Here is a 15,559-nt window from a genome sequence, read left to right on the forward strand (position 1 = left end):
AAATAACCCCGCTCGACTTGCATGTATTAGGCACGCCGCCAGCGTTCGTCCTGAGCCAGGATCAAACTCTCCATTAAAGACCAACCGAAGTTGGTTTATCGAAAGAGCGATTAGCTCATGTTGAAACTGACGAGATAAAATATCTCATTGTTGATTTTGCGAACAAAATCAGTTTACTCACTCGTTGTTCAGTTTTCAAAGATCAAACACTTCTTTTTTGAATCAGCTCATCGCCTCATCAACTCTTATATCATATCACTTCCGAACCAACTTTGCAAGCATTTTTTTCAAAATCTTTTTTTGAAAGATTCGCTCACAACCTTGTGTTTCTTGGCCGGAATTAGAATATACCATATGTAATTTTAGTTTGCAAGTATTATTTATATAAAATTTCACAACACATATTTATCAATCGTTTTCTTTCATATATTACTTGTTTTGTTTTTACTCGTGGTAAACTAAAAAAGAACCTCCTCCCTTTTAAACAACAGGAAAGAGGTTCTGTATTTTATATCTACTGAATTATTCGGAGCCCATAAAGGCAAAGCGGATTACTACAATAATAGCAAGCACCCACATAAGCCAGTGAATTTTAACTTTATTGCTGGTAAACAGATTACTGAACACTGCCAGCACAACGTAAGACAGAATACCAGCAGAAATACCATTCGCAATTCCACCTGTAAAAGGCATCAAAACGATGGTCAGAAACGCTGGGAATGCCAACAGGAAGTTATCCCAATCAATATTGCGAACCTGACTCATCATCAACACCCCAACGATAATCAAAGCCGGAGCAGTAGCCGCAGAAGGCACAACCAGAGCCAGCGGCGCAATAAAGAGGGCCAACAAGAACAGAACGCCTGTCGTTACAGCAGTGAGACCTGTACGTCCACCTTCTTCTACCCCTGCAGAGCTTTCTACAAATGCTGTAATTGTACTTGTACCCAATACTGCACCAGTACTTACGCCAACAGCATCTACCAGCATCGCTTTACCGATAATTTTCTCGCCTTTTTTCTTATCTTTCATTATGCCTGCGCGTGTAGCTGTACCTACCAGCGTACCGAAGGTATCAAACAACTCTACAAATGTGAAGATGAAAATAATATCAAACAGACCAATATGCAAAGCTGCTTTCAGGTCTAACTGACCTACTGCCAAATTGCTGAAATTTGGAATCCAGTGCCCTGTTGTCAAGCTACTCAGATCCGTTACACCCATCGGAATACCGATTAAAGTAGTAGCTACGATTCCAATCAGCAATGCGCCTTTGACCCGAACGACCATCAACGCTGCGATAATGAGTAACCCGATTAGCGCCAGCAACGCATCCTTTTGATGTACCAGACTACCCAGAACCAAATTAAAAGCATGACCCGGAACCGGTTGACCAACATCTGTCCCTGGAACAATACTCACCATAACCAGATTACAAAGCTTGAAACCAACAATTGTGATAAACAAGCCAATACCAACTGTAATAGCAGTTTTTAAATTTTCCGGAACTGCAACAAGCAACATCTGTCTTACCCGGGTAACGGTTAAAATCAGAAAGACGATACCGGATATAAATACAGCGCCAAGTGCCGCTTGCCAAGTAATCATCCCATTAGAACTCAAGACTACAGTCATAAAGTAAGCATTCAAGCCCATCCCTGGCGCCATACCGATGGGCACATTTACAAACAAGCCCATCAGAATGGTAACTAAACCTGCACCTACTGCTGTTGCAAAGAAAACAGCTTCACTAGGCATCCCCGCTCCAGTTGGTCCCAAAAAGGTATTGTTGACCACTAGGATATAAGCCATGGTCATAAAAGTAGTAATCCCCGCAATAATCTCGGTGCGGACGTTTGTGCCATGTTCCTTTAATTTAAAGAAACGCTCCATGAGTCGTAATTCCTCCTACGCAAAGCATACTCGTATTGTTGTCGTTCACTTGCTGTAATATTCGCCTTTATATGCGCTATATTACATCCGTTATTTTAGGCTCTCGCCTACGGCTTGTCAACAGAAAAAACGAATGTTACAAATTAAAAACATATGTATTGTTCGGAAAACAGATAACCCGCGAGCTATTATACAGCTGGCGAGTTATCATTTAGAATAATCAGATATTTTTGTACTTATCAAAAGCATCAGCTGTATCCGGTATATTTTCCAGATAAACGATCTTCCCTTCTGCATCCAGTCGGGCTTTGTCCACTCCAGTAAGTGTATAAACTTCGCCTGTTGCCTTTTTACCGCACACTGCCCATCTAGTTTGATAGGTATCAGCTTCTTCAGCTGATTAATCGTTCTCTACTTACTTGATATTATCTTTTGCTAAATCGTAGTAATAAAAATATTCTTCTAAAATCTTCATCGAGTGGCCTCCAAAATCATTTGTCCTCGCACATTTCACATATTCTTCACATTGCTAGACATACGCTGTAGTGCATCTGTTAAAGCCACAATTTCCTCATCTGCAAACTTATAGAGGAGCTTTTCCTGAAAAGCTTGTCTTTGCTCTGTCAAAACTTGCAGCTCTTGAATTCCTAATTCGGTTAAACGTATATAGGTTATACGCTTATCCTGCTCTTTTTTACTTCGTAAAATCAGACCTTCCTCCTCCAGCCTTTTCAGATGCCGGGTCACTGCTGCACCATCCAGAACGAGCAGATGTTGAAGCTCCAGCTGACTTAGTTCCTGACGATGATCAATATGATACAAAATTTCGACCTTGGTGAAGCTGGTTTTTAGCTGTGTTTCAAAAGCGTTATTCATTTCTTTACACAAAAGATGCATTCGATAAAATAACTGGCTTTTTTCAGAGCAATGTTTGATGACAAACCCTCCTCCTAATACTTGACCCATCAATTGATTCATCAAGCATTATACACCCTCACTAAAAATAAACAAGTCCTGAGACAAGTCTATATACAAATCTTACAATCATAAAAAAATGCTCAAGCTAAACGAATAGCCGCATTCTAGAATTTATAGTTAAGGTCATTCGATGTCTTTCCTACTCTATTAGATCGTATTATTGATTTCGATAAATTTATGTTCAATTGCTGTCATTTTGTGATTGGGACGGGATATTAAATATGTATCCATGTAGCCAAAAATTGAAGGAACCGGTAAATAAGACGTTACTTTAAATTGTCGCGCCAGCTTTTTGGACATAAGGGTAATTCCCATTCCCATCAGAGCGAATTCTACCATCGTATCAAATATTCCAACCTCGACAACCTCGCCATGGGTCAATTGCATGCCCTGATACATCTTCTCTAAATGCGTGAGGTACAAGCAGCTATCCGACAATATGATAATAGAAGCTCCTTGCAATACCTGTTGAAGATCCGAGCCCTCGTGTATACCTTTCCCCACCAGCACAAGCTCTTCACGGCATATTTTTTGATAATGAATATATGGGTTGGTAGGATATCCTGTAACAAAAGCAATATCAAGCTCGCCGTCGAGGATGAATTGCTCCATTTCGGTGGTAATTCCGGTTTTTAATGTCACCGAAGCCTGCGGGTACATCTCATATACCTTCGTTAGCGCCCTTGTTGTTTCGCCTGCTACAATGGACTGCATTGTGCCGACACGCAATTTTTCCTCCTGGGGTCTCATTTTCATCTCCGTGTCTTGCCATAGCAGTAAAATTTGCTTGTACTGAGTATATAGAATTTCGCCTGCGGGTGTCAGTTCCATACCACGAGGCTTTCGGTTAAATAACGCTGTGCCGTAATAGGCCTCCAGCTTCTTTATTTTAGCCGTCATATTCGATTGCAGATGATTCAGCTTCTGGGCAGCTTCTGTTAGACTTCTAAGTTCCGCCACTGAAACAAATGCCTGCATATTCTGAATATCCACCATTTCATCTCCCATCAAATAAAATGATATCTATATCATTAACAAACATTATTCTTTATGAGTTAAGTGTATTATATTGGGCTTGAGCGGTATTTACTACCCACATTTTAAAAACAGGAGGGATGGCACATGGTTCAACAGAAGATTCGTGCAGGTATCGTAGGTGGTTCAATGAATAACAAATGGGCCAGCCAAACGCATATTCCGGCTTTACTCAAGCACCCGAATTTGGATATTACAGCCATCGGCACTTCCCGTATGGAGAGTGCACGAAAAAGTGCAAAAGGCGTGGGGGCGTCATTAGCTTTTGACGATGCGAAAAAGCTCGCAGCTTCCAAGGAAGTGGACATGGTCGTGGTGAGCGTAAAAGTTCCCCATCATAACGAGGCCGTAATGGCGGCTATTCAAGAGGGGAAGCATATTTTTTGTGAGTGGCCTCTGGGAGCCAACACTGCGGAAGCTGCTGAAATGGCTAAGGCGGCGGAACTGGCGGGCATTCATCATACCGTCGGCTTGCAGGCACGGCAGGATTTTGAGGTTCAAACAATGAAAAAGCTGGTGGAAGACGGGACAATTGGTGAAATTGTATCCTGTCATATGCAAGTAGCTACTTCTGGCAAAGGAGGACGAACAGATCAGGATACGGCATACTTGCTGAATAGAGCCAGTGGTGCCAACCTACTAACCATTAACGGGGGACATTCTTTGGATGCACTGCAATACATCGTTGGTGAATTCCGCGAGCTGTCGGCTGTCACAGCATCCCGTTATAACGAAGCCATTATTCAGGAAACGGGTGAAATCATTGCCAAGGATACAGCCGATCAAATTCTGATTCACGGGCTGTTGGAAAAAGGAACTCCGGTATCGGTTCACATTCAGGGCGGGGTGAATTCTAAGTTTGAGCTAGAGATTCAGGGGAAAAAGGGCAGTTTGCGTTTGAGCCAGAATCCTTCGCTTGGACATGTTCAATTTGGGAATCTGACGCTTGTAAAACTTGTATATGATCAGGGAAGTCATCAAAGTTATATTCCTAATGGCTTTTTTGAACCCATACGCATAGCAGCTGAACCTGATAGCTGCTTAGACTTTCCCAAAGAAGGAGTAACCCTGAATGTAGCCAAGGCCCATCATGTATTTGCCGAGGATATTTTGACGGGCACCCGTCTCGCCCCCGATTTCAACCATGCACTAAAGCTGCATCAGCTACTGGACCGCATTGAGGAATCGGCTGCAACTGGGAAAAAGATCGTATGGTAAGGTAGATTTATAAAAAAGAACCTTCAATATCAAGATAGATGTGGAATTGAAGGTTCTTTATAATATTAATCAGTTGAAATTCTCCTTTATTTAATAAAGTCATGCATTCTCGACTTTTATACTATCACCTTCAACCAAAATAAATTCCGCGTTGCTGATTGGATATAAATTTAATTGGCTGCCATATTCCTCAATGATGTTCTCCACCGCTTTTTTAAACGGGATGTTCGTATGGTGGGGGACTGGATAGAATTCAATTATTCCGAGCGCAGCAAAAGAATCCAAAGCAGACGCCTCCTGCACATTGTCCATAAGTCGGACATACTCGATATTCGATGATAAAATCATCGAACCTGCCGATTCGCCTATATACAACTTCCCTGCATTAACTTCTTCAGCAATGATTTTGTCAGCCCCGCTTCTTCTTAGCTCTTGAAGTAAATAAAATGTGTTGCCTCCGGTAATATAAATATAGTCATTTTCTCTAATTTTACTTTCTATTTCATTCAATGTTGCTGTGCTGATTTCGATTTCATCCACGACTAATCCTAAATTCTCTAATGCTTTTTTCCCTGTATTCACATAAAACTTAACTTTCTCTGGAATACTTGCGGTTGGGATGAAAGTGACTTTTTTTCCTTCCAAGTTTTCATCGGCGAAATGGACTAAGCATGGTGCAACATCCTTAAATGAGGACGACAAAAATAATTTTCTCATGTCTTTATTCTCCTTAGAATAGCGTTTAATGAAGGGATATGTAACACTTTAATCTAGATAAATTATAAAATATATTAGTATCAAAACATGACACCATTAGAGGATGACATGAAAAAATAAACGTTTAATTCCATACTTGCTTTAAGCTATCTATAGCTTAAAGCAAATAAAATCATATAAAAAAAGGAGACATTACCATTGAATAATATCTCCTTTTTTCAGTCTTCATATTCCGTTTTGTAACAACAAATGAATTTATATCTTCGTAGCATGAGGCAATACTATTCGCCTTTAGCTAAAACCCAATTGAGGTTGCCGTGTAGTAAACTTTCCCGAGCAAAGATTCGACCTTGCCCCCGTAAAAAAGACTCCAACCGCATAGCGATAGTTCGCCGATGCGGAGGAGCCTGATGTTGTATTGGTGAATCTCAAAGGGTTCGTGGTTAAGATACGGGAGTCTCCACGCTTATTCCCACTCGATTGTTGCTGGTGGTTTGGACGTTACGTCGTACACGATACGATTGACGTTGTCCACTTCGTTGACGATACGAACGGAGATTTTCTCCAATACGTCCCAAGGGATACGTGCCCAGTCAGCGGTCATGCCGTCGATCGAGGTTACTGCGCGAATACCTACAGTGTAGGAATACGTACGGGCATCGCCCATAACGCCAACGCTCTTCATATTCGGCAGAGCGGTGAAGTATTGCCAAATTTCCCGATCCAGACCCGCTTTGGCAATCTCCTCGCGCAAAATAAAGTCAGAATCACGTACAATCTTGAGCTTGTCCTCTGTTACTTCGCCCAATACACGGATGGCAAGACCCGGACCTGGGAATGGCTGACGCCATACAATTTCGGCCGGAAGTCCGCATTCTTCGCCGACTTTACGCACTTCATCCTTGAACAAAGCATTCAGTGGCTCAATCAGTTTGAATTTCATGTCTTCTGGTAAACCGCCTACGTTATGGTGCGACTTGATGGTTTGCGCCGTTGCTGTTCCGCTCTCTACAATATCTGTGTACAACGTGCCTTGTGCCAGGAAGTCAAAATCATCGAATTTAGCTGATTCTTCTTCAAAGACGTAAATAAACTCGTTACCGATGATTTTACGTTTTTGTTCCGGATCATCCACTCCTGCCAGTTTGGACAGGAAACGCTCACGTGCATCAATTTTGACAACTTTCATATCAAATTTACCAACGAACGTCTCCATTACACTTTCGGCTTCACCCTTGCGCAGCAGTCCGTGATCAATGAACATACATGTCAGTTGGTCGCCGATCGCTCTGTGAATAAGCATGGCTACAACGGAAGAATCTACGCCGCCACTTAAAGCGCACAGTACTTTCTTGTCGCCTACTTGCTGACGGATTTCACGAATTTGCTCTTCAATGAACGATTCCATGGTCCAGTTGCCTTCACAGCCGCACACTTCATACAGGAAGTTGCTAATCATCTCATTACCTTGAACAGAATGACGTACCTCTGGATGGAATTGTACTGCATACAGATTCCGTTCCAGATTACTCATCGCGGCAATCGGCGCACTCTCTGTACCTGCATCCAGTGTAAAGCCGGTTGGCAGATCTGTAACGTGATCGCCATGGCTCATCCACACGGTTTGACGGGAATCCAGCCCTTTAGTCAAACGGGCATCCTCATTGAATTGCACGTCTGCTTTGCCATATTCACGCTTGCCCGCACGTTCTACCTTACCGTCCAGTTGATGAGCCATCAACTGCATACCATAACAAATACCAAAGATAGGGATGCCAAGATCATAAATTGCCCGATCCACCTGAGGAGCATTGTCTGTATATACGCTGGAAGGTCCGCCTGAGAAAACAATCCCTTTCGGCGCCAGCTCTCTCAGCTTCTCCGCAGGCGTATTGTATGGAAGGAGCTCGCTATATACGCCGAGATCCCGAATTCTTCTTGCAATTAACTGGTTGTATTGTCCTCCAAAATCGAGAACTACAACGATTTCATTAGGCTTATTCATTACCGTGCCTCCCTCAATTGTTCGTTTCATTATACGCAACGATAAAACAACACGTCAAGAAATCAACCATAGTTGAGTGGTCATGAAAAGATTGATAAAATAAATTGATTCTAAATTACTTAATCTGTCCGTAGGAGTGTACACAATGGATGTGCTGAAGTGGATCGCGCAATTGTTCGAAGAATATGGATACGGCGTCCTTTTTTTCGGCTTGCTGCTGGAATTTATTGCCTTGCCTTTTCCCGGGGAAACCACGATGGCTTATGCGGGATATCTCTCCTATGCCGGTACCCTGGATTTCAGCAAGTTGGTGCTGCTAGCGTTTTTGGGCACAACCATCGGTATGACCATTACCTACTTTATCGGAAAATGGGCTGGACTCCCCTTTATTCAGAAGTACGGCAAATGGGTTTTGTTATCGCCGGACAAGCTTCAGAAAACACAAAAGTGGTTTCAACGTTATGGATACTGGCTTATTTTCCTTGGATATTTCATTCCAGGTGTCCGGCATTTTACAGGCTATTTTGCTGGAATTATAGCTCTTTCTTTTCGTAAATTTGTCTTGTATGCTTACAGCGGTGCTTTATTCTGGGTCGTCCTCTTTCTAAGCATTGGCAAGCTGTTTGGTCCGCAATGGGATGCCATGTTCCATTTGGTTGAGCTATACGCACTACGAATCGCAGCTGTCGTTGGGTTCATCATCCTGCTGTATTTTATATATCGGTGGAGAAGCTTCCTGTTTGGATCGCTATACAAATCCAAAAAATCGGTAAAAACCAGCAACAAGGATGACACGGAATAGTCACACTCCTGCCGCCTTATGACTACAGGCCCTTGCATAATATATCGAAATCACGAAAGGTATTACTACATCCCCCGCTCTTCCAGCCGAGCCCACCATTCGCGGCTCCATCATTTCGGGCGCTCCCCTTACTCCAAACATAGACAATCCGATGATACCTTGGCTCTACGTCGTCAGCATACCCAACAATCGACCCTGTAAATACAATGGGGTCAAGCATAAATTCATATTTTCAGAGCATACTAAGCCAACAAACTCCAATATCGGAGGATTTTACGTATGCCGAATCCGAATAAAAGTTGTCCACTTACTCATGTATCCTCTAACTTGAAAGATAATGTAAATCATATCGAGAGCTCCTTTGGAAACAGCGGAGATGTAATCATTAAAGAGCTACTATGGATGCAGAAATGGCCAGCAGCTCTGTTTTATATCGATGGTCTGGTCAACACTCAATTACTTCATGATTCCGTCCTGCGTTCATTAATGCGCGTAAACGAACATCATGTACCGGAGGGCACAGAACCATTCGACTATTTGAAGGATCAAATTTTGATTGCAGGTAACTCGGGTAGTGTGGATGAAATGGATGCCTTATTCAACCAGATGCTATCCGGCGGTATTATCATTTTGCTGGACGGATACGCAAAGGGCATATGGATTGATGCGGTCGGTTGGGAGGATCGCAATGTCAGCGAACCCCAATCCCAAACCGTTGTACGGGGTTCCATGGAGGGTTTTACTGAAAATTTACGTACCAATACAGCTCTAATTCGTAGGCGAATCCGCGATCCGCGACTGTGGATGGAAACAAGACAGATCGGTCAAGTGACTCATACCAATGTAGCCGTGATGTATGTCAAAGGAATTGCTGACGAAGGGGTTATTCAGGAACTGAGAGAACGTTTGGACCGAATTGATATTGACGGAATTTTGGAAGGGGGTTACATCGAGGAGGAAATTCAGGATGAAACCTATACCCTGTTTCCCACCATTTATAACAGCGAGCGTCCGGATTCAGTCGCTGGCAGCCTTCTGGAAGGGCGAATTGCTATTTTGGTGGACGGAACACCATTTGTTCTGCTGATACCTGCATTGTTCGTTCAATTTTTCCAGTCGGCAGAGGATTATTACCAGCGTGCTGACATCAGTACGTTGCTGCGTTTGCTGCGTTTCTTTTCCTTTTTTATCGCAATGCTGGCACCCGCTGTTTATATTGCGGTAACTACCTTTCATCAAGAGATGATTCCTACAAACTTATTGGTCAGTCTCGCTGCACAAAGAGAAGGCGTACCGTTTCCGGCTTTTGTCGAGGCGATGCTCATGGAAATAACTTATGAAATTTTGCGTGAAGCAGGAGTTCGAATTCCGAAGACCGTCGGGCAAGCCGTATCCATTGTAGGTACACTGGTCATTGGACAAGCAGCCGTGGATGCAGGAGTGGTCTCGGCGGCTATGGTTATTGTTGTATCAATCACAGCGATCTCCAGCTATGTTATTCCGGAAAACGGTCTTTCCATTGCGGTTCGTATTGTTCGCTTCGCCTTAATGATGCTAGCGGCAGCCTTTGGACTTCTGGGAATATTGATGGGGTTAATCGTACTTTTGTTGCACTTAACCAGTCTGCGATCGTTCGGAGTATCTTATATGAGCCCGTTTGGTCCCTATGTGGAAAGCGATATAAAAGATACGCTGTTTCGCCTACCTTGGCCTCGTATGAAGACACGGCCTCAATCCATCTCTATCCAAAATACAATTCGTCAAAAAACGAAAAAAAGACGGATTGGCAATAAATCGAAAACCAGAAGGGATCAGCCATGAAACAGACCATACATTTGTTCTTCGTCTGGGGACTGATTGCATTACTATTAGGTGGTTGCTGGGATCGTAAAGAATTAAACGAGCTGGGCATCGCTATTGGGATCGGAGTGGATATGGAAGGTGACCAGTATCAGGTGACGGCTCAGGTGGTCATTCCTTCGGCAGTAGCTTCCAAATCTTCACCAAGTGCAGGCTCGCCCGTCGTTACTTATGAGGCTACTGCGCCCACAATTCAAGAGGCTATTCAAAAAATGACGGATACAAGCCCGCGAATCATCTATTTATCTCATATTCGTATGCTGATTTTAGGTGAAGAGTATGCGAGAAGAGGAATTTCTGATGCGATTGAAGCCTTGATGCGGGAGCCTTTTACCAGAAGTGACTTTTATATTGCGATAGCCAAAAATAACAAGGCTTCCACGATGTTAAAGATCCCCACTCCACTGGAAAAGTTACCGGCCAATAAAATGTTTGCTTCATTGGATACGTTAACTAAAACATGGGCTCCTGCCACCAAAGTAACCATGGATCAACTGCTGAGCGACTTGGCTAATCCTGACATCCAGCCCACTCTGCCCGCATTGGAAGCTTTGGGAGATACAGAATCGTCCAATGAAAAAGGTGTGGATGACATTAAAAGCATATCTCCTGGAACCACACTGAGGTTCTCCGGTATCGGTGTATTAAAAAAAGACCGCTTGCTGGGCTGGATCAATGAACAAGACAGCAAAGGGTTCAATTACATTCGAAATACAGTGGAATCAACTACAGGACACGTCGACTGTCAGGGAGGAGGTAATATCGCCTTATTAACCTTGAACAGCGAAACCCAAAGAAAAGTGATCATTCGCGATGGAGAACCTGTTATCTCCATATCCGTTACCAACGACAGCACAATACGAGAGGTCAACTGCCAGCATATGAAGTTAAGCAGTATGGCTGACATCAAAGAAATTGAAGCTGCAAGCAATGAAAAAATCGTTGAAATTTTGAGGCATTCTGTAGAGACTGTCCGACGTGAGTTTAAGTCAGACATTTTCGGCTTTGGTCAGCTGATCCACCAGTCCAAACCTGAACTTTGGAAACGACTAAAAGAAGAAAAAGAAAATCCATTTATGGACTTACAAATTGAATATAAAGCAAAGACCACGATCAAAAAAATTGGTTCCTTGTTTGAATCGTTCCAAAAAGAAATGAAGGAGTGAGCTTGGTGGAGGAGAAAGGGCGTATCAGCATTACAAATATAGCCGTACTCGTATTTTTGAGTATTATCGGAGACTGTGTATTGGTATATCCCTCCCTCATTACTAGCATATCCAAACAGGATGCCTGGATCAGCTCATTCCTAAGCATCCCTGCAGGACTGGCTGTATTACTGCTATTCCTGCGGGTACATCAGCTATACCCTGATCTCACCTTTGTTCAGCTATGCGAGCGAATTTTGGGTCCGTGGCTAGGCGCCCTCATTTCAATATGGTATTTGTTCCATTTAATGATGAATTCAGCGATTTATTTAAGAGAAGTCGGAGATTTTATGAACAGCCAAACCTATGTGATGACGCCTCTTCCCGTGATCAATTTACTTTTAATCCTTGTGCTAATGTGGGGCATGTATATGGGATTGGAACCAATTGCGCGTACGGCTCAAATCTTATTTCCATTTTGCTTGGCTTTTGCTTTGTTTTTAATCCTATGCTTGCTTCCCCAATGTGACAGTCAGCAGCTTAAGCCCATTATGGAGCAAGGTATTCCTAAAATTATGGAGGGCAGCCTATTTGCGCTCTCTTACCCATTCGGTGAACTAGCTTTTTTACTCATGATTTTTCCCCATGTGAACAAACAACCGGGTCTAAAAAAATCGGTTTTACTTTCAGGACTTGCTGCCAGCATTCTGTTAAGCGTACTACTCCTAGTTTCTCTCCTGGTGCTAGGCCCTTTTGTAACCGAACATAGCGTGTACACCTCTTATATGCTATCTAAAAAGATCAATATAGGAAATTTCTTACAGAGAATTGAATCCATGATGAGTACTGCCTGGATTATCACTACCTTTGTTAAAACCATTTTACACTTCTATGCCTTTACCTTAGGAATGACTCAGCTACTGCGATTAAATAATGTTCGGACCTTTCTTGGTCCTAGCTTCATGATCCTGTTTGGTCTGATTATCGTGTCGGCGCCTAATATTACTTATTATCTGGATACGATCGTCCACGCCTGGATTTATTGGGATTTGACGGATTCCATTGTCCTTCCTTCGCTGCTGCTTATCGTATACAAGTTAAGATCGAAAGGCCGCCACAGCCTGGGACCCAGTTGATCCACACCCTTAACGGAAGGAGCCTTCACTGTGCTGATCACCACTGTTATTATCTGTATCGGTCTAGCCATTGCTGCCAAAGATTTGCCAGGCTTGTATCGAAAACATCGCTTTAAAGATATGTTCGTGTACATCATTATGCTCGGAATAGGCACATGGCTTAGTGTCCTTGCCGCCAAGTCAGAGGTTACGCCAAGCCCGTTGGTACTGATTGAAATCATCTACAACCCTGTTAACGCTTTTGTGTCACATATATTTGGTTTTTAGAAAGGAGACAGCCACATGTCAAAAAAAGCACGTATTAGCGTTCGGCAAGTGACTGTCCTGATGTTTATGAGCTTAATCGGGGATATGCTCTTAATCTATCCGACTATGATTACACATATTGCTCTTCAGGATGCCTGGATCAGCTCCATACTGTCCATCCCGCTGGGCTTAATTATTATTTACGTGCTTATTCGCGTTCATGAACTCCACCCGAATCTTACACTTATTGAAGCGATTCGCAAAATTATGGGACCCGTGTTAGGAACCGTTGTCTCCTGCTGGTATCTGTTTTATTTTTTAATAAACACCGCTCTTATTGCGAGAGAGGTAGGCGATTTTCTGACTACACAGTTATTAGTACACACCCCTCTGCGTGTTCTACTCGCTATGGGAATATTCTTAATGGTGCTTACTGCGCTAATGGGAATTGAAGCTTTCGGTCGGGTTAGCGAGATGCTATTACCAGCATATATATTAATTTTCTCTGGTCTGATCCTTGCACTCCTGCCACAAGTTCAGCTTTCTAATATACGGCCTGTTTTGGAAAATGGGCTGGCTCCTGTTGCTAAAGGAATGGTTCCAGGCGTGGCAATGCCTTTTGCCGGAATGTCCATTATGCTTATGGTTTTTCCTTATGTAAACAAGAAAGCCCATTTTAAAAAGGACATGTTGCTCGCTTCCCTTATAGGCGGAATCGTGATTAGTCTGTTTCTGCTGCTCTCCCTTCTTGTGATTGGACCCTTTGTGACTAATTACAGTCCATACATTTCTTCTGTACTCACGACAAAAATTAATGAACTGAATTATATTACACGCGTTGAATCGCTTGTTGCTTTAACCTGGGCACTGGCTGCCTATTTCAAGGGAGTTCTTTTCTTCTACGCCTTCACTTTTGGAACCCCCCAGTTGTTCCGAATTTCTAATAGTCGTCCATTCGTCATACCCGCTGGAGCGATTGTGTTTGGTATGACCATTTTGATAACCCCAAATGTGTTTTATTATGTAAGAACTCTTGTTTATCCTATGGCTGCCTGGCATTATACGAACGGCTTGTTCATTCCGCTTCTTTTATGGGTTGTTTACCTCTGTCGGCGAAAGTGGAAGCAGCGGCAAAACATATCTACACATTAACAAAAAACCTTTTGAAACCGAGCTTAAAAAGCATAGCCCGATTCCAAAAGGTTTTTTTCATAACTTATGCCATGTCCTGAATGTATGCCAGTGCTGCATCAATATGCCCTTTTACTCTTAAACCGCGCCATTCATGAACTAAAATGCCATTCTCATCAATAAGGAACGTAGAGCGAACAATGCCCATGTACTGCTTGCCGTACATCTGTTTTTGCTGCCATACACCATATGTTTCAGCCACCTGATGCTCTTCATCAGATAACAACTGAAAAGGTAGACCGTACTTGGCAATAAACTTGTCATGCTGCTTAAGTGGATCGGGGCTTATGCCCAGAATCACGGTGTTCAAACCTTCAAACTCCGCATGTTTATCCCGAAAATCACAAGCCTGGGTCGAGCAGCTAGAGGTTAAGTCCTTGGGATAAAAATACAACAATACTCTACTGCCGCGATAATCCGACAGCTTGACACTCTTGCCCTCACTACCAGGCAATTCAAAGTCTGGTGCAGCTTGTCCAATAACGGTCAATGTCGTGGACATCTTATCATCTCCTATCTTGTAGGGGTTCTTATATCATCCACCCTATGAGCCAGCCCCCCGGTAACGCCGAATCCCCCAGTTCCAAGCCAGTAAGCCCAATGTCAGAAAAACAATTCCCATCACAGGAGTTAAGAGCGCCATATGGCGCATGTCCTCTCGTTGAAGGAACAGGGAAGCCGGGTATACACCGACAAAAGCAAAAGGCAGTATCCAAGTCAGCACAACCTGAATGGCACGGTTATAGATCGTTACCGGATAACGTCCGTAGCCCTGAATATTGTACATGAGCGGAATAATTCCTGTGGGCGCATCCGAAAAGAATGAAAGAGAAGTCAATATGGTGTATATACCCGTATAGATCGCCACGGCACTTAGACTCAAAACGATCAGCGCCGGTACGAACCACCACTCCATAGCCAAATCCATCTGTGCGCCGCTGATCCCCATAATAATCAGGCCGATCACTGAGCCGACCAGCGCGGGCGGGTCCACATTTTCAAGGAAAATCTGGAACAGATTATACGCAGGACGGGTCATTACCCGGTCAAGTTCACCTTTTACAATATAACGCTCGCTAAAATTCCAAAGGTTAACGAAACAACTGAACAGTCCATAAGGAACCATAAAAAATCCGTAAACGAACACAACTTCGCTTTCACTCCAGCCACCCAAGCTGTTCGTATGCATAAAAATAACTAAAATAAAAATAAGATTCGTGGCCTGAAAGAGCAGATCCGAAATGACTTCTACCCAAAAATCGGCACGATAGGTGAGCCGTGATTTCATGTAATTTTTCAAATATTCGCTAATGAGACCCAAATAATACATCAT

General features: G+C 43.1%; 15 protein-coding genes and 1 rRNA gene. 7 read left to right on the forward strand and 9 right to left on the reverse strand.

What is annotated here, in order from left to right:
* From OIU26_RS20855 to OIU26_RS20875, 5 genes are all read right to left on the reverse strand, one after another.
* Positions 1-77, reverse strand: a 16S ribosomal RNA gene (locus OIU26_RS20855); the annotation flags it as partial.
* A gap of 445 nt (positions 78-522) precedes the next feature.
* The gene (locus OIU26_RS20860) at positions 523-1,893 is read right to left on the reverse strand and encodes an NCS2 family permease (RefSeq protein WP_013369458.1); all 1,371 of its coding nucleotides are present in this window, start codon (positions 1,891-1,893) and stop codon (positions 523-525) included.
* A 220-nt stretch (positions 1,894-2,113) separates the two neighbouring features.
* On the reverse strand, positions 2,114-2,254 hold the full coding sequence (locus OIU26_RS20865; protein ID WP_230493830.1) for a hypothetical protein: 141 nt from the start codon (positions 2,252-2,254) through the stop codon (positions 2,114-2,116).
* A 149-nt stretch (positions 2,255-2,403) separates the two neighbouring features.
* Entirely contained in the window at positions 2,404-2,874 is a 471-nt protein-coding gene (locus tag OIU26_RS20870) for a MarR family transcriptional regulator (RefSeq protein WP_264217898.1), read from the reverse strand.
* Between the two features lie 144 nt (positions 2,875-3,018).
* The gene (locus OIU26_RS20875; protein WP_436449187.1) at positions 3,019-3,864 is read right to left on the reverse strand and encodes a LysR family transcriptional regulator; all 846 of its coding nucleotides are present in this window, start codon (positions 3,862-3,864) and stop codon (positions 3,019-3,021) included.
* A 129-nt stretch (positions 3,865-3,993) separates the two neighbouring features.
* Here OIU26_RS20875 and OIU26_RS20880 point away from each other — a divergent pair, with 129 nt between their 5' ends.
* Entirely contained in the window at positions 3,994-5,124 is a 1,131-nt protein-coding gene (locus OIU26_RS20880) for a Gfo/Idh/MocA family protein (RefSeq protein ID WP_264217900.1), read from the forward strand.
* Between the two features lie 99 nt (positions 5,125-5,223).
* On the opposite strand, the gene OIU26_RS20885 is transcribed toward OIU26_RS20880, so the two are convergent.
* Together OIU26_RS20885 and guaA are read right to left on the reverse strand one after the other, a co-directional pair.
* The gene (locus tag OIU26_RS20885) at positions 5,224-5,841 is read right to left on the reverse strand and encodes a Type 1 glutamine amidotransferase-like domain-containing protein (protein WP_090736877.1); all 618 of its coding nucleotides are present in this window, start codon (positions 5,839-5,841) and stop codon (positions 5,224-5,226) included.
* A 466-nt stretch (positions 5,842-6,307) separates the two neighbouring features.
* Positions 6,308-7,846, reverse strand: coding sequence for a glutamine-hydrolyzing GMP synthase (gene guaA / locus OIU26_RS20890; RefSeq protein ID WP_017428420.1), 1,539 nt, complete (start codon positions 7,844-7,846; stop codon positions 6,308-6,310).
* A gap of 145 nt (positions 7,847-7,991) precedes the next feature.
* On the opposite strand from guaA, the gene OIU26_RS20895 reads away from it, so the two are divergent.
* From OIU26_RS20895 to OIU26_RS20920, 6 genes are all read left to right on the forward strand, one after another.
* On the forward strand, positions 7,992-8,648 hold the full coding sequence (locus OIU26_RS20895; RefSeq protein WP_165082863.1) for a DedA family protein: 657 nt from the start codon (positions 7,992-7,994) through the stop codon (positions 8,646-8,648).
* A gap of 279 nt (positions 8,649-8,927) precedes the next feature.
* Positions 8,928-10,469, forward strand: coding sequence for a spore germination protein (locus OIU26_RS20900; protein ID WP_264217901.1), 1,542 nt, complete (start codon positions 8,928-8,930; stop codon positions 10,467-10,469).
* A complete protein-coding gene (locus OIU26_RS20905; protein ID WP_013369449.1) occupies positions 10,466-11,674 on the forward strand; it encodes a Ger(x)C family spore germination protein in 1,209 nt (402 codons plus the stop codon). The genes OIU26_RS20900 and OIU26_RS20905 overlap by 4 nt, the downstream gene beginning before the upstream one ends.
* 5 nt (positions 11,675-11,679) lie before the next feature.
* Complete coding sequence (locus tag OIU26_RS20910) at positions 11,680-12,789, forward strand: GerAB/ArcD/ProY family transporter (protein ID WP_165082865.1); 1,110 nt, start codon at positions 11,680-11,682, stop codon at positions 12,787-12,789.
* 30 nt (positions 12,790-12,819) lie between these two features.
* The gene (locus OIU26_RS20915) at positions 12,820-13,056 is read left to right on the forward strand and encodes a hypothetical protein (RefSeq protein ID WP_013369447.1); all 237 of its coding nucleotides are present in this window, start codon (positions 12,820-12,822) and stop codon (positions 13,054-13,056) included.
* Between the two features lie 15 nt (positions 13,057-13,071).
* Positions 13,072-14,187: a GerAB/ArcD/ProY family transporter gene (locus tag OIU26_RS20920; RefSeq protein WP_165082867.1), complete on the forward strand. Its 1,116-nt coding sequence runs from the start codon at positions 13,072-13,074 to the stop codon at positions 14,185-14,187.
* Positions 14,188-14,251: 64 nt separating this feature from the next.
* On the opposite strand, the gene bcp is transcribed toward OIU26_RS20920, so the two are convergent.
* Positions 14,252-14,728 (reverse strand): thioredoxin-dependent thiol peroxidase, encoded by a 477-nt coding sequence (gene bcp, locus OIU26_RS20925; protein WP_013369445.1) that lies wholly within the window; start codon positions 14,726-14,728, stop codon positions 14,252-14,254.
* Between the two features lie 42 nt (positions 14,729-14,770).
* Entirely contained in the window at positions 14,771-15,559 is a 789-nt protein-coding gene (locus OIU26_RS20930) for an ABC transporter permease (protein WP_013369444.1), read from the reverse strand.

Origin of the sequence: Paenibacillus sp. BT-177 (assembly GCF_025846815.2) — a bacterium.
GTDB classification, from domain to species: domain Bacteria; phylum Bacillota; class Bacilli; order Paenibacillales; family Paenibacillaceae; genus Paenibacillus; species Paenibacillus polymyxa_C.